The sequence below is a fragment of the Arthrobacter sp. U41 genome (assembly GCF_001750145.1).
GTDB lineage: Bacteria > Actinomycetota > Actinomycetes > Actinomycetales > Micrococcaceae > Arthrobacter.
The window spans coordinates 139,537-160,223 of sequence record NZ_CP015733.1 but is presented as its reverse complement, the minus strand read 5'-3'; the positions used below and the strand labels follow the sequence as shown (position 1 = coordinate 160,223).

General features: G+C 63.4%; 21 protein-coding genes and 2 pseudogenes. 10 read left to right on the top strand and 13 right to left on the bottom strand.

Features of this window, described 5'->3' with window-relative positions; all coding sequences use genetic code 11:
- The first annotated feature begins 165 nt into the window (after positions 1–165).
- Genes ASPU41_RS20665 through ASPU41_RS20640 form a run of 6 tightly spaced genes read left to right on the top strand, consistent with a single transcriptional unit; the run spans position 166 to position 5,713 of the window.
- A complete protein-coding gene (locus ASPU41_RS20665; RefSeq protein ID WP_069952949.1) occupies positions 166–861 on the top strand; it encodes a glycosyltransferase family 2 protein in 696 nt (231 codons plus the stop codon).
- A 17-nt stretch (positions 862–878) separates the two neighbouring features.
- A complete protein-coding gene (locus ASPU41_RS20660; protein ID WP_231941557.1) occupies positions 879–1,547 on the top strand; it encodes a TIGR04282 family arsenosugar biosynthesis glycosyltransferase in 669 nt (222 codons plus the stop codon).
- A gap of 11 nt (positions 1,548–1,558) precedes the next feature.
- The gene (locus ASPU41_RS20655; protein WP_197515872.1) at positions 1,559–2,248 is read left to right on the top strand and encodes a methyltransferase domain-containing protein; all 690 of its coding nucleotides are present in this window, start codon (positions 1,559–1,561) and stop codon (positions 2,246–2,248) included.
- Complete coding sequence (locus tag ASPU41_RS20650; RefSeq protein ID WP_069952946.1) at positions 2,245–3,723, top strand: glycosyltransferase family 87 protein; 1,479 nt, start codon at positions 2,245–2,247, stop codon at positions 3,721–3,723. The genes ASPU41_RS20655 and ASPU41_RS20650 overlap by 4 nt, the downstream gene beginning before the upstream one ends.
- A gap of 50 nt (positions 3,724–3,773) precedes the next feature.
- Positions 3,774–4,655 carry an MTAP family purine nucleoside phosphorylase gene (locus ASPU41_RS20645; RefSeq protein WP_069952945.1) on the top strand — a complete coding sequence of 294 codons (882 nt, stop codon included), beginning with the start codon at positions 3,774–3,776 and terminating at the stop codon, positions 4,653–4,655.
- Positions 4,652–5,713 (top strand): NAD-dependent epimerase/dehydratase family protein, encoded by a 1,062-nt coding sequence (locus tag ASPU41_RS20640; protein ID WP_069952944.1) that lies wholly within the window; start codon positions 4,652–4,654, stop codon positions 5,711–5,713. Before ASPU41_RS20645 ends, ASPU41_RS20640 begins: the two co-directional genes overlap by 4 nt.
- A 173-nt stretch (positions 5,714–5,886) precedes the next feature.
- On the opposite strand, the gene ASPU41_RS20635 is transcribed toward ASPU41_RS20640, so the two are convergent.
- The 5 genes from ASPU41_RS20635 to ASPU41_RS20615 all read right to left on the bottom strand — a co-directional run bounded on the left by ASPU41_RS20635 (position 5,887) and on the right by ASPU41_RS20615 (position 9,952).
- On the bottom strand, positions 5,887–6,327 hold the full coding sequence (locus ASPU41_RS20635; RefSeq protein WP_157357165.1) for a hypothetical protein: 441 nt from the start codon (positions 6,325–6,327) through the stop codon (positions 5,887–5,889).
- Positions 6,328–6,335: 8 nt separating this feature from the next.
- Positions 6,336–7,547, bottom strand: coding sequence for a molybdopterin-dependent oxidoreductase (locus ASPU41_RS20630; protein ID WP_069952942.1), 1,212 nt, complete (start codon positions 7,545–7,547; stop codon positions 6,336–6,338).
- A gap of 109 nt (positions 7,548–7,656) precedes the next feature.
- Entirely contained in the window at positions 7,657–8,343 is a 687-nt protein-coding gene (locus ASPU41_RS20625) for a hypothetical protein (protein ID WP_069952941.1), read from the bottom strand.
- Between the two features lie 413 nt (positions 8,344–8,756).
- A complete protein-coding gene (locus tag ASPU41_RS22875) occupies positions 8,757–9,125 on the bottom strand; it encodes a ParB family protein (protein WP_157357164.1) in 369 nt (122 codons plus the stop codon).
- Positions 9,122–9,952, bottom strand: coding sequence for a ParA family protein (locus ASPU41_RS20615; RefSeq protein ID WP_269450085.1), 831 nt, complete (start codon positions 9,950–9,952; stop codon positions 9,122–9,124). Before ASPU41_RS20615 ends, ASPU41_RS22875 begins: the two co-directional genes overlap by 4 nt.
- 179 nt (positions 9,953–10,131) lie before the next feature.
- Between ASPU41_RS20615 and ASPU41_RS20610 the strand changes: the two genes are divergently transcribed.
- Positions 10,132–10,443 carry a histone-like nucleoid-structuring protein Lsr2 gene (locus ASPU41_RS20610; protein WP_069952938.1) on the top strand — a complete coding sequence of 104 codons (312 nt, stop codon included), beginning with the start codon at positions 10,132–10,134 and terminating at the stop codon, positions 10,441–10,443.
- Positions 10,444–10,572: 129 nt separating this feature from the next.
- Here the strand turns inward: ASPU41_RS20610 and ASPU41_RS22370 are convergent.
- From ASPU41_RS22370 to ASPU41_RS20570, 8 genes and pseudogenes are all read right to left on the bottom strand, one after another.
- Positions 10,573–11,153 (bottom strand): annotated as a pseudogene (locus ASPU41_RS22370) (recombinase family protein).
- A gap of 449 nt (positions 11,154–11,602) precedes the next feature.
- Positions 11,603–11,917 (bottom strand): ParB family protein, encoded by a 315-nt coding sequence (locus ASPU41_RS20600; protein ID WP_083266741.1) that lies wholly within the window; start codon positions 11,915–11,917, stop codon positions 11,603–11,605.
- Between the two features lie 350 nt (positions 11,918–12,267).
- Positions 12,268–13,092 (bottom strand): ParA family protein, encoded by an 825-nt coding sequence (locus ASPU41_RS20595; RefSeq protein WP_069952936.1) that lies wholly within the window; start codon positions 13,090–13,092, stop codon positions 12,268–12,270.
- 1,390 nt (positions 13,093–14,482) lie between these two features.
- A complete protein-coding gene (locus tag ASPU41_RS20590; RefSeq protein WP_069952979.1) occupies positions 14,483–16,312 on the bottom strand; it encodes a MarR family transcriptional regulator in 1,830 nt (609 codons plus the stop codon).
- Between the two features lie 221 nt (positions 16,313–16,533).
- Positions 16,534–16,770, bottom strand: coding sequence for a hypothetical protein (locus tag ASPU41_RS20585; protein WP_069952935.1), 237 nt, complete (start codon positions 16,768–16,770; stop codon positions 16,534–16,536).
- A 275-nt stretch (positions 16,771–17,045) separates the two neighbouring features.
- Positions 17,046–17,384, bottom strand: coding sequence for a hypothetical protein (locus ASPU41_RS20580; RefSeq protein ID WP_069952934.1), 339 nt, complete (start codon positions 17,382–17,384; stop codon positions 17,046–17,048).
- An 11-nt stretch (positions 17,385–17,395) separates the two neighbouring features.
- Entirely contained in the window at positions 17,396–18,160 is a 765-nt protein-coding gene (locus ASPU41_RS20575) for a hypothetical protein (protein ID WP_069952933.1), read from the bottom strand.
- The gene (locus ASPU41_RS20570) at positions 18,157–18,894 is read right to left on the bottom strand and encodes a hypothetical protein (protein ID WP_157357163.1); all 738 of its coding nucleotides are present in this window, start codon (positions 18,892–18,894) and stop codon (positions 18,157–18,159) included. The genes ASPU41_RS20575 and ASPU41_RS20570 overlap by 4 nt, the downstream gene beginning before the upstream one ends.
- 210 nt (positions 18,895–19,104) lie before the next feature.
- On the opposite strand from ASPU41_RS20570, the gene ASPU41_RS20565 reads away from it, so the two are divergent.
- The 3 genes and pseudogenes from ASPU41_RS20565 to ASPU41_RS20560 all read left to right on the top strand — a co-directional run bounded on the left by ASPU41_RS20565 (position 19,105) and on the right by ASPU41_RS20560 (position 20,682).
- Entirely contained in the window at positions 19,105–19,812 is a 708-nt protein-coding gene (locus ASPU41_RS20565) for a hypothetical protein (protein ID WP_442856264.1), read from the top strand.
- Complete coding sequence (locus tag ASPU41_RS24145) at positions 19,707–20,171, top strand: CHAP domain-containing protein (protein ID WP_442856263.1); 465 nt, start codon at positions 19,707–19,709, stop codon at positions 20,169–20,171. Before ASPU41_RS20565 ends, ASPU41_RS24145 begins: the two co-directional genes overlap by 106 nt.
- Positions 20,168–20,682: pseudogene (locus ASPU41_RS20560) on the top strand (hypothetical protein). Before ASPU41_RS24145 ends, ASPU41_RS20560 begins: the two are co-directional and overlap by 4 nt.
- Positions 20,683–20,687: the final 5 nt, after the last annotated feature.

Here is a 20,687-nt window from a genome sequence, read left to right as displayed (position 1 = left end):
CCAGGAATACCTGCCGGATGCATGGTCTGCACCGGCGGGAAGTGCCACGGCCCCTTCCTTTCCTTGGGGTCCGTGGCACTTTTCTGTTCGCGTACCGTTGGAAATCCCGGGCGAAGCGCCGCTGCGGAACCATAGCTTTGAGAGGCGTTTTACATGACTGGAGCCATGGTTGATGTCGTTCTGCCGTGTTTGAACGAGCGCGGCGCCTTGCCGTGGGTGCTGTCCCGTCTGCCGGAAGGGTACCGGGCCATCGTTGTCGATAACGGTTCCACGGACGGTTCCGCCGAGCTCGCGGCGAGTCTGGGCGCGCTCGTGATTTATGAGGGCCGGCGGGGGTTTGGAGCAGCCGCCCATGCGGGCCTGCTGGCAGCGACTGCTGAACTCGTCGCGTTCTGCGATTGCGACGGCTCACTCGACCCGGCGCAGCTGCCGGGGCTGGTCTCCCCTGTCGTCAGCGGCACAGCGGATCTGGTGCTGGGAAGTCGTCAGCCGCAACGCGGCTCCTGGCCGTTGCATGCCCGGATCGCCAACATTGTCCTGGCCTGGCGGCTCCGGCGCCTGACCGGGGAACGAGTGACCGATCTTGGTCCGATGCGGGCAGCACGACGCGTTGAGTTGCTCTCCCTCGGGCTCGATGACCGCCGCAGCGGCTACCCGTTGGAGATGTTCCTGAAGGCAAGTCTGCGCCAGTGGCGGATCGTGGAGTTACCCGTCCCCTATGCCCCCCGCACCGGTAAGTCGAAGGTGACCGGAACGGTGCGCGGAACGGTGACGGCTGTTCGGGATATGTCCGCCCAGCTCAAGGCTGCCGCGGCCGCTGCATCTTCCGGACCGGTCCGGAATACTCCCGGCAGCGAATGACTGTTATGAGCAAGAGCTTGGATCTTACAGTGGCGGTTATCGCCAAAGAGTGCCTGCCGGGCCGCGTCAAGACCCGGCTTAGCCCGCCGCTGAGCCCCGAAGGGGCCGCCGCCCTGGCCCAGTTGAGCCTCAGCCGGACCCTGGATACGGTCCGGATCCTCCCGACACGGAACCGTGTGCTGGTCATGGACGGAACACCGGCGGCGGCAGACGCTGAAGGGTTCACCGTCGTACCGCAGGCAACCGGAGGGCTGGATGAACGGCTCGCCGCCATCTGCGACGCGGCCACCGGTCCGCTGCTCATCATCGGCATGGACACTCCGCAGTTCTCGGCTGACCACGTGGCGCCGCTCCTTCACGACTGGTCCACGGGCACCCCAGGACTGGACGCTTGGATCGGCCCGGCCACGGACGGCGGGTTCTGGGCCCTCGCGCTGCTCCGCCCCGACGGGGCTTTGATCCGGGGAGTGCCGATGTCTACTGACACGACCGGGGCACGGCAGCTCGCCCGCCTGTCAGCCCGGGGCCTCAGTGTCGGGACGCTGCCGGAACTGGCGGATATGGACCACTTCAGCGATGCGCTCGACATCGCCTCCGCGATACCGGGAACCGACTTCGCGCACGCTGTCCATGACGCCGCCCAGCACATGCAAGACTCGCCGCTCCTGACCTTGGCCCTGCCGTGACGGCCACCGGCGTGGCATCAGCCACCCACTTCGGCCAGGGCCACACGGAACCCTATGCCAGGGCGCTGGCGGACGGATCCGGGACCCTGACGCTTCGTCCGGACATCGACCATACGGCAGCCCCGGTGGACTTCGACGTCCAAAGTTGGTGTGGGGAAGCAAACCCGCTCGAGCGTTCGCTGCTGCAGAGCCTTCAGGGTCCGGTCCTGGACATCGGCTGCGGCCCGGGCAGGCTTCTGGCTGCCGCACAGCGGATGGGCCTTCCGGCGCTGGGGATCGATACCAGTGCGGAGGCGGTCCGCCGGGCGCGCGCCCGCGGTGCCCGGGCGCTGGAACAATCGGTGTTCGCTCCGGTACCCCAGACCGGTCTTTGGCAATCCGTCATTCTGCTCGACGGCAACATCGGCATCGGCGGCAGCATCACGTCCCTGCTGCGCCGCTGCGGCCAGCTCATCGCCCCGCACGGGACTCTCCTCGTCGAGGTGGAGGACGATGAGGACCTGGACACCGTCTACTCCGCCGTGTTGGAGGACTCAAGCGGAAACCAGAGCGAACCGTTCCGCTGGGCCCGGACGGGAAGCGTAGGTCTCGCGTCCCGGGCGCAGCGCAGCGAATGGACCGTAGCCTCCGTTCAGCGGCTGCAGGGCCGCGTCTTCTGCCGGCTCTCCCCCGGCACCGGGCCAGACAGGACCGCAGTGTGACCGTCGCGAGTCCTTCGCCGCCGACGGACGGCGCGCAACGCCCCACCCTCAGACTGGCCGCCACGCTGACGGCGCTGGTCATGATCCTCGCGGGCTTGCTGTGGTGGATGGTTGTCCCCCATAACCCTTTCGAATCCGCACCGATTGTCGGCACCTTCCTGTCCTGGGGCGTCCTCCTTGGGGCAGTCAGTCTCCTCCAGCGCGTCCCCAGACGCCGCGTGGGTGCCGTCCTCATCGCCGGCACCGTGCTGCTCGGCCTGGTCGCCGTGAGCGCGCCGCCGCGGACCAGCAACGATTCCGCCCGCTACGCCTGGGACGGGATCGTCCAAAAGGCGGGCATTTCCCCCTACTCGCATGTGCCCGTCGATGAGACCCTCGCCGAGCTTCGGCCGGACTGGCTGTTCGCCCCCGGCGCCACCAGCGACGGGGGCAGGCCCGTGTGCGCCAAGGACTTGTTCGGGACGGAATCCGTCCCGGCCTTCGGCTACCCGTCGGGAAATCCCTTGTGCACGGCCATTAACCGGCCGCACGTGCCCACCATCTATCCGCCCACTGCAGAGATCTACTTCATCGGGGTGCGGGCCGCCGTCCCCGACTCGGCTGGATACCTTCCTTTCCAGCTCGGAGGCCTGCTCATCAGCGTCGCCGTGACGCTGATGCTGCTCGGCGCCCTGGCCAGACGCGGCCTGCCCCTTCACCTCGCCGCAGTCTGGGGCTGGAGCCCGTTCGTGCAGCTGGAAGCCGTGAACAACGCCCATGTTGATCTGCTGGCCGGTGCCCTGATCCTGGCCACCGGAATGCTGTTGACCGGAGGCAAACCGCTGCGCTCCGGGATGGTGTTCGGGGCTGCCGTCGCCACGAAACTCATCCCGGTCATCGCCGCCCCCGCGTTGTTGTTCCGGCGCCCCGCCCGGTTCATCGCGGCGGCGCTGGCAACTTTCGCCCTCCTTTACGTGCCCTATCTAGCCGCTGCCGGGGCCGGAGTCCTGGGCTTCCTTCCCGGCTACCTCAAAGAGGAGGGCTACAGCCAGAGCGGCGGGACCCGCTTCGGGCTGGCGCAACTCCTCTCCACCGGGCCCTGGCCGCCGATGCTCAGCGCCGCGGCGCTGGCCGTTGTTGCGCTCGGTGTGCTGCGGCGGACCCTACCCGGGAATGTCTGGGAGCAGCAGACTGTCATGATCGGGCTCACGCTGCTGATCATCAGCCCGAACTATCCCTGGTACGCGCTCATGCTTTTGCCGTTCATTGTCCTGAGCCGGCGCTGGGAATACGTCGCCGTCATCCTGGCCCTGGACACTATCTATATGCTCCCCCTCAAGGAGCCCTTCAGCCTTCCACTTCATCAAACTGCCCTGCTTCTCGCCGCCGTCGCCGTCGCAGCCGGTGTCTGGTGGCGGCGCCGGCAGGAACTTCAGCTGGCGGCCCTCACCGGCCTCAACTCCCTGACGCCGGTTGCCGCGGGGACAACCCCATGACAGGCACCCCCTCCCCCACACCAGGCTCCCCCGAATGACAGGATTGCACCATGGACACAGCACTCACCGGAACGCCGCAGGCGCGCATCGGCATCATCGGCGGGTCCGGGACCTACCAACTCCACGGCGCGGCGGTCCTTGCCACCGTCGACGTTGACACCCCGTACGGGCCGCCGTCCGGTCCCGTGACTCTTGCCGACGTCGCCGGACGCACCGTGGCCTTCCTCCCCCGACACGGCGGAGGACATTCACTGCCGCCCCAAAAAATCAACTACCGCGCCAACTTGTGGGCACTCAAGAGCCTCGGCGTCGAGGCCATCCTCTCCTCCTCGGCCGTGGGCGGCTTACGGGAGGGCTTCGGCCCCGACACGTTCGTGGTGACGGACCAGCTCATCGACCGCACCTGGGGACGCTCGGACACCTTCTTCGACGGGACGGTCGTTGACGGCGTCCCGCCCGCCGGCGTCCAGCACCTGCCGGCCTCGGAGCCGTTTTGCCCCACCCTGCGTGCGCACGTGGCTGCCGCTCTCGCCAGCCACAACATTGGCTACGTGCCGCAGGGAACGGTGGTCGTGATCAACGGACCACGATTCTCCACGAAGGCCGAGTCCGCCTGGTACGTCACCGGCGGTGCTGACATCATCAGCATGACCCAGTACCCCGAACCCCTGCTGGCCGCCGAGCTCAACATGGGTTTCGCCAATCTGGCGTTCATCACCGATTCCGACACCGGCCACGACGGCTCGGAACCGGTAACCGCCGACGCCGTCTTCGCCCGGCTTAAGAATGCCCAGCACAGTGTCCTGGCCGTTCTTGAAGCGACCGTCGCCGCCATCAGTGAGGACTACCACGCCCGGCCGCTGATGGACCAGGAAGCTGTACGCCGGATCATGGCGCTCCCGGCTGTCCGGGAAATGGCGGACGCCAGATGAAACTCCTCATCACCGGAGGTGCCGGGTTCATCGGTTCCCACATCGTCGAAGCCGCCCTCTCCAAGGGCTGGTCCGTGCGGGTCCTCGACTCATTGAGACCGGCCCTCCATCCCGCTCCGCCGGTCTTCGACCCGCAGGTGGAACTCCTGACCGGCGATGTCACGGACCCGGCAACGGTCGATTCGGCACTACGGGGTGTCGATACGGTCTGCCACCAGAGTGCGAAGGTCGGACTGGGCGTCAGCTTCGCCGACGCACCGGACTACATCCGCAACAACGACTACGCCACCGCAGTCCTGCTGGCCGCCATGGAACGCCACAGCATCACCCGTCTGGTCCTGGCCTCCTCGATGGTGGTCTACGGCGAGGGCGCGTACGCCGATCCCCGGACCGGGCTTCCCGTCCGGCCCGGGCCCCGCACCGAGGCTAACCTGCGCGCCGGTATCTACGATCCCCGCGACCCGGAATCCGGGGCAGTCCTTGTCCCTGCCATGGTCACCGAGGACGCCGCCCTGGATCCCCGCAACGTCTATGCCGCATCGAAACTGAGCCAGGAACATCTGGCCGCCTCGTGGGCCCGGAGCACCGGCGGCTCGGCCATCGCCCTGCGCTATCACAACGTCTATGGTCCAAGGATGCCCAGGGACACGCCGTACGCCGGAGTCGCGTCCTTGTTCCGTTCGGCCCTGGCCCGTGGCGAGGCGCCACGCGTGTTCGAAGACGGCGGCCAGCGGCGCAGCTTCATCCACGTCCGGGATGTCGCCGCGGCGAACATCGCCGCCACGGAGTCACTGTCCGGCGCCGGCACACCGGGGTTCCGGGCCTACAACGTCGGTGCGGACGAGGTACGGACGATCGGTGACGTCGCGGCGGCGTTGAGCACCTTCAGCGCGGGTCCTGCGCCGGTAGTGACCGGCGAGTACCGGCTCGGCGACGTCCGCCACGTCACGGCTTCCTCGGCACTGATCAAAGCCGAACTTGGCTGGGCACCGGCCGTGGGCTTTGACGAAGGCATGCAGGAATTTGCCACCGCTCCCCTGCGCGGCGAACCGGTCTAACCCGGACAGTCAGGGCGACGAGGGGTCACCGGCGCCCGACTGAGCAACTTCTACGGCAGGGCATCGGACCCCTAAGATCCGGGGCCCACTGTTGTGCAGTCCCACTTTTTGCGCGGGCAGGTTTTCTTGGTGAATGCACCTCGTGGTGACAGCGCACCTGACCAGCCGCCCGGTCAGGGACTGATGGTCCCTGACCGGCGGGCCCGGCGTTCCAGGACAACGATGGCGGCCGCGGAGGCCAGCGCCAGGACTACCCAGAGCCCCAGAAGGTTCACGGCGTAACCGGCCTCCAGGACCGTGGCCGCTTGCGCCACGGACTGGGCCTTGAGCAGGATCCCCGCCAGCAGGGTCACCAGGGCGCCGGTGAGCAGGGCGCCGCGCAGGACGGCAGCGGACGGGGGCTGCAGTTTCGAGCCGGCCCGGGTCAGGCCTGCACCGGCGAGCGTGGAGAGTGGCACAATGACGCCGTCGTGGATGAGGATGGCAACGGCCATCCATGTCAGCAGGCCGATCAGCTGCGACGGACCCAGTTGGGTGGGCAGCCCCAGCAGCCCGTAGACGAGGATGGCCACGCCCGCGACGCCGAGCGATGCCCGGGCGGCTTTGACAGTCAAGGACGTTTTCACAGGACCTCCATGCTGTGCAACCACTTGGTCTGCAGAACTCCGGGACGGCCGGGGGCGATGATTCGGGCCGGGTAGCCATGGTCCAGATCGAGGATCGAACCGTTGAGTTCCAGGGCCACCAGCGTCTTCTCGTCCCGGGAGTACTCAGCCGGCATGTTCATCGTGCGGTAGGCACCCTCGGGCTCCAGGCTGGTGAACCGGAGTTCGGAACCCGCGGGGGCACCGACTGATGCGAGGAGGTCCTGGACGCGGACGCCCCGCCAGGTAGCCATCTGGCTCCACCCTTCAACGCACGCGATCGGCAGTTCGTGGCTGTGCTGGGGCAGCGCCCGGAGCTCCTCGAGGGTGAAGGACCGGCTGGAAGCACCTGAGCGCACCATGAGCGCCCAGGTCGGGGACTTCGCCAATTCGGTCACCTTGGCATCGGCTGCGGTCCGGTTCACCGGCACGCCTTGAGGGCCGGTCCCCATCTTGCGTGGGGCGAACAGGTTGGCCGGTGCCAGCCAGGAGAATGACTGTCCCGCGGTCGTTACAACGACTGCTCCGGTCCCGGCTGCGACAGCCGTCAAGAACCCCCGCCGGGACCAGCGGCCGGCACTTCCGGCCTCGAAAGAGGGTTTGACCCCGGAAGTACCGGGGTCATTCGCGGCCGGCCCGCCGACGGCGGGATCCCTTGACGATCGCCAACGCCAGTGAGCGGCGATGGCCGGGAGCTTGACGGCAAGGTGCAGCAGGAGCGAGCCCCAGATCACCCATGCCAGCCAGTAGTGGGTTTCGCGAAAGGGAAAAGGCCACGGATACCACTTGTACGTATTGATCAGGCCGGTGGTCAGCTGCAGAAGCGACGAGGCGATGAACAGGGCAATGGAGGCCCGTTCGAGGCCGTGTACCAGGGACTTGACCGGCGGCCACGTCAGCAGTTCCGGATAGACCGACCAGAGCTTTGCCAGCAGCAGCGGAATCGCGGCGATACCTGCCGTCACGTGCAGTCCCTGGGTGAGCTGGTAGATCCAGACAGGGCTGGTGGGAAAGTACATCCACGAGGGCGGATTTTGAAGTCCGTGGCTGAAAAGGCCGGTGAAAAAACAGATAGTGAAGGTGATCCCGAGCCAGCGACCCAGGACAACGGTCAGACGTGTGCTGCGTGTCGGCGAGGCAAACTTCGCCGCCAACGCCTCGGTGATCTTCTGCCCGTCAAGCTTTTGCATGTCTGGATCACTGCACCATTCCGTGGCCGCCAGGGACCACTCTAACCGCCGAACCGAAAAGCCACGGACCCCCAAGGTCCGTGGCGTTCTCGGCTATTCCTGGTGGGTGTTACTTGGTGTTGACGGTGATCTTGGCGATGCCGACGAGCATGTCGGCTTTCACGGCGTCGGTGTTGAAAGTCTTGTTCAGCAGGCCGGCGGCGGTGTCGGAGATCAGCACGCGGGTGCCTTCCAGGACCGCGGTGTCACCGGCGGCCTGCAGGGGCTTCAGGGTGGAGCCGTCGAGGTTGAAGATGTAGGCCTGCTTCACGGCGGTCTTGCCGTTGACCGCGACATCACCGTAGAGCTTGGAAGTGCCCGGGTCGATGGTGAAGTTGGTCAGGTCGACCTTCGTGTCCCCGGCGGTGAGGGAGAACCCGGAATCGGCGTGGCTGATCAGGCCCTGAACGAACGGGCGGTAGTCCTTGGCCGGGTCGTAGTAATCGACCTTGCCGCCGGTGATCGGGAAGATCAGCGAACCGTCGGTCAGTGCGGCGGTGCCGACCGTGCCCGGAGTCAGCTTCAGCGTCTCCAGTGCCTTCGCGAAGGACGCATCAAGCTTCACCGCGGTCGACACACCGGTCAGCGCCGGGATCGAAGCCAGCGGTTTGGGCTTTTCAGCCGCAGCCGAGGTGGACGCCGAGGCCGAAGTGGCCGGGGCGGAGGATGCGGTGTTCGCCGGGCTGCAGGCTGCCAGGGAGAACATGAGCGAACCGGCAGCGGCAACGCCGAGGAAAGTCTTGAGAGATGTACGCATGGCAGTACTCCTTGAAAAGGGTTCAATGGGATGTTCCCGTTCCCGCGGCCGTGAAACACGGCCTGACACGTTCCGGCGGGTCCGGCTTGGTCTGTCAGGAGTACTTCGGGAACACCCCCCGCCCCGGATGGGCCACCCCCCCAACCGACACCAACCCGTTACACAACCACACCCAAGGGAACAGCCAACGCAAACCCTCGAGAGCGCTTTGAATCACTAAAAACAAGCGTTCGCCGACAGTGCCACATTTCATGACAGGGCGGTCAACGTCACATTCCTCGCCGCCTACGTGGAACCTCCGTGCTTGAGTCCTGGACTCGCGCGGAGGCACTCCGCGTATGCCCAATAGACCCGCAGGCAGCGGGCATCCGCACGTTCTGTACCGATTGCGAAGGCTGAGCGGGCCCAGCTATTCAGCTATCCTTGAGCCGCCGACCCCCGGGAAGATTTTCACCCCAGGACGGGTACATCTCTCCCCCATTGTGTTCGACTTCACGGCGGGCTGTCTCCGCTTCGATCGCCTTCGCCACGAAGTGACTCCAGGTGTTATCTCCTTCGGCGTAGCTGGTCGCCCGGTACGCGGCCCGCGCCCGGTTCCGCAGCGCGACGAGGATACTCACCGTCATATTCGCTGTTTCGGCTTCTTTGGGTTCTGCCTTCTTTGGCGTCTCCGGCCTGTGTCCGGGGAGCATCCGTGCCAGCGGCGCCTCAGCGGCCGGCGCTGCAGTGCGTCGCGGAGGCAGACCGAGAGCGGGGCGGCTCGGTGTCGGTTCGGCGCTCACGCGTTGACCTCCTGGGATTCAGCGACGGCGATCCGACGGGTCACTTCCATGGCGACAGCGTGGAGGTCTTCGGCCACGCTCGAGGCCGACTTTGGCCCTGCATGTCCGGCCTTCGCTTCACCGCGCAGGACCTCCCACCATTTCGGTCCCTTGCTGAGCTCCCGCTCGAGCTCGTGGGCCAACAATCCACGCTCACGGCACGCCTGGGCCGTGGCCTCCGCGTGGCGGATGCTCATCGGGAACCACACTTCGTCTGTGCCGAAATCGGCGGTGAGATGGTCGCGGGTGACCTTGTTAACCTGCTTGGAATTCGTACCGGTACCGACGAGAACGACGCCCAGTAGGTCCAGGGACGGATTGAGGCCGACGACGCTGTCCATTCGCGCAGCGACGGCGGCGACACCCTTACGGCTGGACATATCGGTCTTCAGCGGCACCAGTGCGTAACGGGCGGCAGCTACCGCGGCCGCCTGCAAAGGCTCATTTCCCGGCGGGCAGTCCAGGAGGACCAGATCGTACTCCCCCGCGACGCCGGCAAGCAGTTTCGCCAGAGCCAGCTGCGCAGCGTCACGATCCTTCTGGGCTTTAGCCCCAAGGAATGCCGCAGCATCATCGAGATGGGGGCCGCCGGCAATGACATCCAGATTAGGTCGGACGCCGGTCAACAGGTCCGGCTCTCCCCCGAAACATAACGAAGCCGCCGGATTCCTGCCGCCGTCACCCTGGTCGGCGTAGCCGAGGACCTCGGCAAGGTTTCCTTGAGGGTCAAGATCCACGAGGAGCACACGCGATCCGCCCCCAGCGAGGAGTCCACCTAGGTTGGCCACCAGGCGCCGGGAGCGGCCAGCTCCCGGTCATGCCGCACCAGGATTCTTCTATCCCATTTTCCATGTCGAGCGGGCCAGCGAAAGTCTCCTTGGCACCGCTAAATCCCTTGGAATTCCCCCTGAGATTCGTTAGCAACGAACGGTCATCCGACCCAAGTACGAAGCCATATGCTTTTCGTATGGCACAAAGAGTAGTAACCCTTTTGGAAGATGACTTCGACAGCTCCAAGGCAAGTGAGACACTTTCGTTTGCCCTCGACGGCGTCGAATACGCAATCGATCTCAATGATTCTCATGCACGGGAACTGCGCGAAGTATTCAGCCGCTACACCAAAGCAGCCCGGAAGACCGGCGGGCGGGCTCGGACAGCTCGTCCAGCTTCCTCCAATGCCCGCGAAGTCCGGCTGTGGGCGGTCGGCCAGGGCCTGCCGGTCAATACCCGCGGCCGTATCCAGGCTGACATCATGGAAACGTACGAAGCCGCGCACTAAGGGCAGTACCACCCAGATTCGGAGTTCAACCGGCTGATATTGGTTGGGTCAATCGCAGAAACCATCTGTGGATCGCTTAGGAGACACAATCGAGGCCAGAACTTATTCGAGTTCTGGCCTTGGTTTGTTTTAATACCGGTTACTGGCGCTGCGCTGGGCTGTCTGTCCCGAGGTACCCGTAAGGGTTTCGCGGCTGACGCCGTTTTCCCGGTCCACGCCGGTCTTCTGCTCCCCCCGCCCGCCCGTCGGCGCAGCTCCCCTGCCTTCTCGAGCAAGAGTGCTTTCCGGCGTCCGAGGTAGACCCCACGGATTTGGCCAGTTATCCCTTCCCACTGGTGTTTACCGATCAGCGCACGCTCCAAGTCGGCGGACTCCCCCATCACCGAAAGCATCAGATTCGCCGGCGGGGAATCGTCCCCGTTGAAGACCATCCGTTCCATGAGGAACTCGATTCGGACGCCCTTGTCGTGAGCCTCTTCGCCACGGAACGCAAGTCATCTATATTCCGTGCGAGCCGGTCCATGCTGTGCAAGACCAGGGCGTCCTCCTCTCGGATGAAGCGCAGCAGCTCCTCGAGCTGGGGGCGTCCGGTGTACTTGCCCGAGGAGTCGTCCGTGAGAATGCGGGTCCAGTTGGATGTCCCTGAGCTGCCGCTGAGTATTCTGCTCCAGGCTGCTGACCCCGATGTGTCCAATGCGATGCCCAGCCATGACGACCTCCCAACGAAGCGTGTCAGATTGAACCCTAAGACCCCGACGTCGAGTGTCGAGGAACCAGAAGACTGCCCCAACCTGACATGACGGTCAGTCGCTGTCCCGACGTCCTCTTGAGGTATACCCCACCCGGAAGGACCTTCGTGTTAGAGGACCGCCACCGATCGGCAGCCACCTACTCGCGGAAGCGGGCAAGTCGTTCCGGGGACTTACCGGAGGGACCGTAGCGAAGTCATCTTCCACAGAACCGCTTGACTCCAGTGAGGCTGGCGGAGCTGACAACCGCTCCCAAGACAAGGACCCACATATCTTGCCGGCCACGGCTGCCGAGGAGGCCTACTCCATGCTGCCGAAATTCGTACACCACGGGTACGAGGAGCAGGACCCTACGGCTGAATAGCTGCATGCCGAGCTGATGACACTCCCGGACTACTTCACGTAGCGCCCTAGATCTCTAGGGGTCTGCCTCGGGGAACACTGCCGGGGTCAGCGGTGAACAGGTTCCCCTCGTTGTACTGTCGCTCCAGGGCTTCGACCTCACGCTCCACGGCGGCAAGGATGAAGTCCGAGAGCGTCCTGGAGCCGGTCAGGTGGCGGGTTGCCATGTAGGCGGAACGCATCCTGGCGCCTGATTCCTTGGACTGGAAGAAACTTGTCTTCCGGTACATCTTCTTCTCCGGCTCCAGCGCCTCCGGTGCGGGCTGGCGGAGAAGTGCCTGGGAATATTGCGGACCCTGCTGAACGGGCTGTGTGTGAACCACTGGCTGTGGCTGTGGCTGTTGGGCGGGTGCCTGTTGCGGGACGGCCTGCTGGGCTGCCGGCGCCTGAACGACAGGAATTTGAACTGCTGAAGCCTGCTGAGCCGGTACTACCTCCGTCGGAGCCGGTGCGGGTGCCGGTACAGCTGCTGCTGCTGTGGATTGCTCAGGCTTAGCCACAGGGGCCGGGACTGCGATCAGCGCTGCAGGCTGGGACTCCCCCACCGGCTGCTCTACGCGCGTCATGTCCGCAATGACGCTGGTGTTGCGGGCCTTCGTCAGTCCTGAGCGTTTACGGACGGCGTCCAGAGCGCTCGGGGTCCCACCTCGTTCGGGTGCGGGTCCTGGGCGCTTCATGCCTCTGCGCCTTTCCAGATCAGAGTGGCCAGCTGAACCAAGTCGGCACGGTGAGGGGCAGCTTCTGAACCCCATGCACGCAGCGGCTGCGAGGCGGCCTGCGCCTTGGCGAACACTTCGCGGTCCTGAAGCATCGGCTCGAAGACAAGGTCCCCAAAGTTAGCGTTGATCTTCTCAATCCAGTGCATCTGGTCAGCCCGCTTCTTCTGTTTGTTGACGATGACACCCAGGAGTTCAATATTCTCGTTCAGGTTCTCCTGCACTTCCCCGATTGTTGTGACGATCTCCGAAAGCCCCTCGACGGAGGCGACCCGGGGCTCGGTGATCAGCAGGGCATGCGTGGCCGCCGTCAGGGCGTTGACAGTCAGCAGACCGAGCGAGGGTGCGCAATCAATCAGGACGATGTCATATTCATCCGCGACACCCTTCAGGGCGATCCGCAGACGGTGTTCGCGGGCCATCATGGAATCGCGTTCGCGAGAGGCCAGGTTGCGTTCGGCCGCGATCAGATCAAGTCGCGGGAAGTCCTCGTTCTTGTCGGCTCGGGGTTGCCAGGCCTCCCCCGCCGGCATGATGGCGTCGCCTGCGACACCAGCCATGATCTTCTGGTTGTTCGACTCGTCGCCGTAAAGAACGTCGTTGAGAGTGAACTCCGGTTCCGTCACGCCAAGGGCCGAGGTCACGTTGTACTGCGGGTCAGCGTCAATGACAAGGACCCTCTTACCGAGTGTCCTGGAAAACACCTCAGCCAGGCCTGTCACTAGCGTTGTCTTGCCGACGCCACCTTTTTGGTTGCAAACGGCGATGATTTTTGCCGACATACTCTGGGGTACCTTCCGTTGCACTGCTGGTCGAAAAACGGTGCGGCAGAAGGCCCGCATGTGGCGGGAACTCATCGGGCCAGCAGCCGATGACACCAGACTAGCGGCGTACCTCCAGTCTGCCCGTGTGCCACGCGGAGTGTCGACGCAAATAGTTCTTTTCCTGCTTATGCCCTCTTTCACGCAAATGGTTCCATATGCCTAGTTTGCGGAAATACTACCTATCTCCCCATCAGTGTGGAATGTTAGGAGCCCACGATGTGCCCATATGCCACTCAAAGAGTGACTCATGCCAATGCGAAAATGGAACCATTTGTTCCGCATTCGGCTTGTTACCCTGCCGGACTGGAACCAGGGAGTGCCACTAGGTGGTATCTCCACTTGGGCCGCCCCTACCTTGTAGCACGGAAGTGCTAGGACGCTGACTGCCTTGTGACCTTGTTAGATCAATTATGCGCAAATGGTTCCATTTGCGTCCTCAGGATGGTGCTTGCTGAAAGCTACTGCGACTGCACGGGCAGTCGCATCTGCGGGAGATCGGATTGTCTGGGCGATGATCCTTCAGAATCAAGTGGTGGTACTTACGAACAGCGCAGAAAGGTGGGATTTGCGCATCGGGCTCAATGTGTCCCTTCGGCACCATTCCCGCAAACAGTACAGTTTGAGCATTTGTTTCTCTAGCCTCCAATGGTGGTATTTGCGGCACTCTCACATCGATCGCAAAACGTTCCGTTTACGCAAATAGTGGCATAGTTCCCTGGGTTTCCTCGTCCGCCCCCCTACGCCAGGCTGGAGGCTCAGTGGATACGAACACGACCTGCAACTTTGCAGCCGGCCCAGAGGTGTGAGATCAGACATTCTGTTCGTCCCACCACAAGATCGACGCGGAACCTGCACGAGCTCCACAGGGCCCCGGACTGATAGCGGTGGTTGGCGTTTTTTCCGCAGCGCCTGATTCGATGCTTCTCACCGATGCCGACGTGCAAATAGAACCATTTGCGAAGTTGAGGAAGTACAACCATTTGCTGAAATCGGATGCCCCGACCCGCCCGGGGGCCAGCGGCCTGGGTCGACGGTGGCCACCAGAAATAGTGGTATTTGCGAATATCGGATACTGGTGGCATTGCGCAGCCCCACGGGAACGGGCCGGAAGCTGCTCGTAGACACGGGCCGTAGCCATTCGGGGCGCCGGCGGGCGAATGGCTTAGGGGTATACGTATTGCACAAATGGAACCATTTGCGCAAACACTCGCGTTCGGCGCTACGCAGAGAGGTGGGGGAGTGGGCTGGTCTGGCTGCGGCCGGCACCCGGCCGGCGAATTTGTCCCTCGGGAAGTGTGGGAAATCCGACTACAAGGAGCCGTATCGGAACGTGATCCGTCGACGAAATTCAGCCGGCCCTCGTGAACGCCATGTCAGCGAGGGCCCATTCATCCGGTGGGCCCTCAAATGCCTCCCATGGGTAGTCTTCGCCGGGGGAGAGGAGCTCCAAGACGGTGTTGACGTTCTTGGCTAGCCATTCCTTCCAGAGGATCCGTTCGATCCGGTAGCGCTGCAGCTGCGCCGCGACGGCTTCCAGCACACCGAAGTGTTCGGCGAGGTCCTTCAATGATGTGGTTGCCACCACGGACCAAGCCCGTGTGGTGTCACGGGCGATCATGTTCCAGGCGGCCATCACCTCGAGTGCTTCATTGACAGCTGTCCGGGAAAGCCTTGTCAGCGTCACGATATCTGCCGTCGACAGGCCGGGGGAGTGTTCCAGTGCTTCGTAAACGAAGGCCGCCGGCAATCCGAGTTCCCGGAACACAGGCCGCAGGGCATGGATCTTCCCCTTCCTCCAGGTGAGATCTTCGGCCGCCGTCTTCAGTTCCTCTGGAACGGTGAGCATGTAGAGGTCACCCTTGGTGCCGCGCCCCTGTTCCACCAACGTCACCAAACGGCCATTTTCGCCGCGCAATGCTCTCAGATGCCCCCCGACGGTCGTGTGATCCAGCCCGGTAGCAACCGCAATAGAGCGGACACCGAATTCAACAAACCGGGAGGCCGTCATGTGTGCAGCTTCACCCAGGGACCTCAGGACCATCCTCCTCGCCAGCCCCGTCCTTGAATCCGTGTACGCCTGCTCTTTCAGCCTGAGGGCATTTCGCCACGTCCTGATGAACCGGTGCTCAGTATCAGGATTCGTCGAAATCGAATTCCTTTGTATAACGGGGGGCTGTGTATCTGGCTGGCTTGTGGGGGATATACGGGCATTGTTCTTCCCGTCCCTGGACCCGGGGTCTTTGCTTAGGTACCTGACCGCATTCAGCCAGTCCCGGCGCAGGGCCGGGACCCGGTGCCGCGAGGCATAGCGGGCGTAGAAGGACGCCAGCCCAGGCCAGGTGCCCTGCATCATCCGGCGTTCCACATCGGTCAGTTGCAGGCCGGCGGCCGCGGCACCGGTGATGATCGCCTGGCGGGCATCCGAGTCGGAGGCGTACCGGTTTGAGTCGTAGAGCCCGGTCTGTGCCATCAGCTGCATCACCCGGGACATCCGGCCGGCAGGGTGCTTGAGTTTCGGGGCCTCGGAGGCCGCCGGCGTAAAGGTCTGTTCGAGGCGGAGCGCACGGACGGCGCCGATCTCCCCTGTCAGGTCAGCGTTCAGGGCGGTCCAGACCGCTGCGCTGTTGGGCCGGCGGGCAATGTCGTAAGCCATCGACAGGCTCATGGCGAGTTCCTGATAGCCACCCCTCTTGTGTGGCGAACCGGGTGTGCGCATGCAGCCATGGAGGAGGTTCTGGTGCGGGGTCTTGTCCAGGGTCCGGTACCGGGTGCCCAGCGCCTCGACAAGATCACGCGCTTCAGAGAAGGTGACTCGCTGCGCGAGCGGGATGTATACATGACGGCCACCGTTGGGGGAGTAGTCCTCGATCCACCGAGCCCCACAGTTGTGTAGCCAGGACTGAACGGCGCGGACGTCTGCCTCCACCCAATCGATACCGGCGACCGACGAGTCGAAGTCGAGGAAGATCGCCGCGCACGTGCCGTCTTTACCGAAGATTCTCACCGCTGCGGGAACCAACGGTAGACCGGGTGTCAGGTCGCGTTCGTGTTTCTGGGGATAAGACTTTCCCCCGTCGCGTGAAAGCCTGACGCGCGGCTGTCCGGCGAGAAGCGAAGCCAGGGCCGACCAAGCCTGGGAGGGGGACTCACTGGACCCCGGAGACACGCCGCGACTCAGGGAGTCTCTGGACGGCAGGGCGGACTCATGTACGATGGTGACTAATCCTTTCGAGGGATTGTTTGAGGCAATGAGTAAGGCCCGGTCTTGCAGGACCGGTTTGTTACACAAAGGAAGCCCTGTGAAGGACTTTCATCCGATTTACGATCTGTCAGCCGGCAAGCATTCCGGATCGTGAATCTAAAGCTTCGAAGGCCCGCCTAGTGCGGGCCTTCTTCTTTTTAAGAGGCTATGCGGATGGGGAGCTCCTGCTGATATTCGTACTGGTCAAGCGCTGCAAGGTCCGACTGCAGCTTAGGTTCAATGGCCGACAGGACGTACTCCGAAACGGTCAGGCCCTTCGCCGCCGCCACCTTTGCAATGCCGTCAGCAGTGCGTTCTTGCGTTCTGAAGCCTATGAATTTGCGCAGGCCCTTGCTGGGGCGTCCGCCGCCTCTGTTAACTGCTACTGCCGTCATGTGCTAAGTCCTTTGAATCTCGTACCGGAACCGAAGGCCGGTAGTGCTTCATCGTTCGTCCTGCCGCCGCAGCACCTGTGGATGTCATTTTCTGTTTACGGCTGCTCTGAAACTATCACCGGGTAAATGCAAGTCTGGGGATTTGTTTTCAGAAAACGGCGTCGTGTCGCGGCTCATACTTACCGCAACACCATGACCATCGTCATGGAACCGTTGGCGTTGATTTTGGCAGTCCCACACATCATTGCTCCAATATGTCACATCTCAGCAGAATTCTAGATATGGGTCGTTTTCAGGCGCGGCTCGGCGCGGTTCCACGCCCGCCTAACCAAGTCGTCCACTGTCTCAGCGTCTGCGGCCGAACCGCGTTCGGTGGGAAAGGCGCTGCGGAAAAGATCCTTGGTTGCCAAGAGGGACCTGAAGTACTGTCCGCGGCGGTCGATCCTTCGAGCCTGCACATCGAGAAAGTTCGCTGCTTCCTGTCGCTTCATCCCTGCTGCGATGCAGATTTTTACGGCTTCAAAGATGACCCTGTAGGCGGCTTCGTGTTCTTTGTTGACCTCTGCGAGGACGCGCTTGACGGCTAGCTGGGCTTCTTGCGGTGTGGCGTTCATGGGCGGTCCTTCTATTCGATCGAGAGTAGCGAGCCGAGCTCGGTCTGTGGTTTGCGGTGCTTCCGGGCGTAGGCGAAGAGCGCAAGGCCTACAACCACGAGGGTCGTGGAGATGTAGGAAACGATCATGAACACGTAGATAGCGTCTCCGGTTGCGCCAAGCTCGAGCGGGTAGGTGAATGCCCGAATCAGTGACAGTGCAAAGCCGGTTGCGATCAGCCCCGAGGCGAATCGGCCGACTTTGAGGGGATTCCTGCGCGCATCCCTGTAAGCCGGTTTGATGAGCGGTAAGACGATGTAGGCCACGTAGGACAGTACGAGCCACGTATTCAGACGCACGCTGGGCTGCCTTGCGTAGTCCAGCAGTTGAGGCGACGGGTTCGGGGTTTCAGCAGCCAGGAGAGTCCACAGGAGGCCGGCGGCGACGATTCCGAGCATGACTGCGCCTGGCTCACCCACGGTCCACCGACGTGCCGATAGCGAGTCGTATGCGCGGCTGAGGTGGCCGCCAAGGAACGCGACAGCAACGAGGACGAAGTATTTGGATATCAAGTCAGTGGCATTGGTCAGCGGCATGAAGGAATCTACGGCTAAGTAGACCGGGGGGAGGAGCAGGAAATAGGCCAAGGTCAGGAAGATTCCTGACAGCGCGATGCTGCTGGCTTTTCCCTGCAATGCATGCTGGTGCCCTAGGACCGGTGTATTGATGCGCTTGAAGGTTAGGCTGCCCAGGAGAATGAGCATCAGGCCTACCGGTACGACGGACAGCGGGTTCATCCCAAGAGTTCCGTCATTTTCTCCGCGTATTCTCGGGCTTCTTTCCTCTGCTTCACGCGTCTCTGCAACAGGTGAATGCGGGCGGAAATGGCATCCACTAAGAGATTATCGGAAACTTCAAGCAGCTCATCCTCACGGGCCCGGATCTGCCACCCTCCCTCAGCCGGCGTGATCAGTTCAGTCACCACGAGGCCGGTCGCGAACGAGCCTTCGCCGGCCCTTGATGCTGCAATCGCCAAATGGGGATTCAACTTATTTTCAGTGAGCTGTGTGGCGATATAGGTAAGCGCCATGCCCGTTTCCTGGGACATTCGCTGGCGGATGTCCCCCGGGTCGATGGCATCGATCCAGGCGCGGACAGAGCCGTCATGAGGAAAGGCAATGAGGTCGATTTCCTTACGAAGCCCGCGGGGATAGTGCTTTTTGGAGGTACGGAACTGTAGCTCCGCCATGAGATCTGCGTGATGGACCTGGCTCAAGACTTCTGCCGGAGAGGGTTCTATGGGCCGGGACTTAATAATCCGGTACGGCTCAAAAACGCTGAGGGCATCGATGACGTTCGTCCCGGTAGCCCGTGCAATGGCAATCACCGTGGACTCGGCGACATTTCCGCGCCTGAGCTGATTGTTCAGGGTGCCTCGATTTATCCCCGTCAACGTGCTCAACGCGGTCGGGGAAGGGCTGAGGGATCGTCCATCCAGCCACTCCCTAAATTCGGCGGTTGAGACAGGCACGGACACTCCTTAGAGAAAGGACACAGGCAAGCACGGGTGATCAATAGCTGTTAGGATTTGAACCAATTACTAAACAAATCGTTTTTGATCAAGTTTTGTATTAAATTCCCGTAGCTTCTGGGATCGAGTTTAGCCGGGGTCTACCTCCGGGAGACGACCGGTGGTCGCCACAGCACAGAAGTACAGGGGGAAGCCGTGAAGCGGTCCAAGATGCTCAGCACTGGAGTTGCCGTCGCGGCACCCGTGATGCTGCTCGGCCTGGTCTTCTCCCTGCTCCTGCTGCTTGCCCCCGCGAAACCGGCCGCGGCTGATTGCGGTCCGGCCGTTTCCATGGTCGTCGACGGCAACACCAGGGTTGAGGGCTATACCCAAGAGCAACTGAAGAACGCTGCCGCGATCATGGGCGCCGGAAGGGCGCTGAACTTGTCCGTAAACGGCCAGATGATCAGCGTGATGGTGGCACTGGGGGAGTCGGGGTTGCGCGTGCTGGACACCGGCGACGCTGCCGGCCCCGACTCCCGGGGGTTGTTCCAGCAGCGCGACAACGGCGCGTGGGGCACCTATGCAGACCGCATGGACCCCACCACCAGCGCAACAAACTTCATCAAGGCCCTGCAGGGCGTGCCCGGCTGGGAGCTGTTGGACCCGTCGATTGCCGGTAACAAGGTCCAGCGCAACGCCGATCCCTACCACTACCAGAGGTACTGGCCCAAGGCCGTGAAACTCGTTCAGGCGCTCTCGAACTCGGAGTTCTCCCTGCAAGGCAGCGACTGCGCCATCCCCGGACAATCCGGCGCGGGGGATGACTACCCGTGGAAGAACTCCCCGACCTGGCTGCAGGTCGGGGCAAATCGGCCAGCACCTCGCCGCTGGGCATGTACTACCGCGAGTGCGTGGACTTCGCCCTGTGGCGGGTGAACCAACAGATGGGGTCAACCGGCGCACCGTTCAAGTTCCTCAACGGCACCTTCCGTCCCGACGGGCAGGGCCTCGGCTCGGCCCTGACCTGGAAGGCCGGCTGGGACGCCAAGGGCTGGGCCGCCGGCAACACACCACGGGTCGGCTCGGTCGTCTGGTACGCGCCCGGCGCCGGGGGAGCGGACGCGAACTTCGGCCACGTCGCCGTGGTCAAGGAAGTCAAGGACAACGGGACCTACGTCGAAGAGGGCTACAACGGCAACCCGGCCCCGGCGGACCACAGCTACTACACCCGGACCGTGGCCAACACCGTCCCCTCAGCTTTCCTGTACCTGCCCACCCAAGAGGAGAAGAAGTGAAAAAGTCCTTGACCCTGGTCGGTGTGGCGCTGCTCTGCGTTTCCTGCACGCCGGTGGCGAACACGACGCCGACGCCGGCGGCATCAACGAGCAAGCCCACGTCGTCCGCGCTGGTCTCACTGAGCGCCAACAGCGGACCGCAGGCACCGGGGGCACCATCCCGGCCACGATCGGCATCACCTGGGATCAGGCCAGCAAAGACAAAGCCGTCGACGTCGCAGAGAAGGCCATGTCGGACTTCGCCCGCCCCACGGTGGAGGAAAAGCAGTGGGCCAACGACCTGGCCCGGTGGCTGACCCCGCAGGCCACCGCCGACTACTCGGCAGTGGACCCGGCCAACATCCCGGCAAGCCGCGTCACCGGCCCCGCCACCCTCGCCGTCGATGAAGCCAACGGCTTCGGCGTCATGGCAGCGGTCCCCACCAACGCCGGGACCTACACAGTGCAGTTGCTCCGCACAGGCAAGGACGCCCCGTGGAAGGTCAACCGGCTCACCCCGCCCTCGTCCTAAACGCC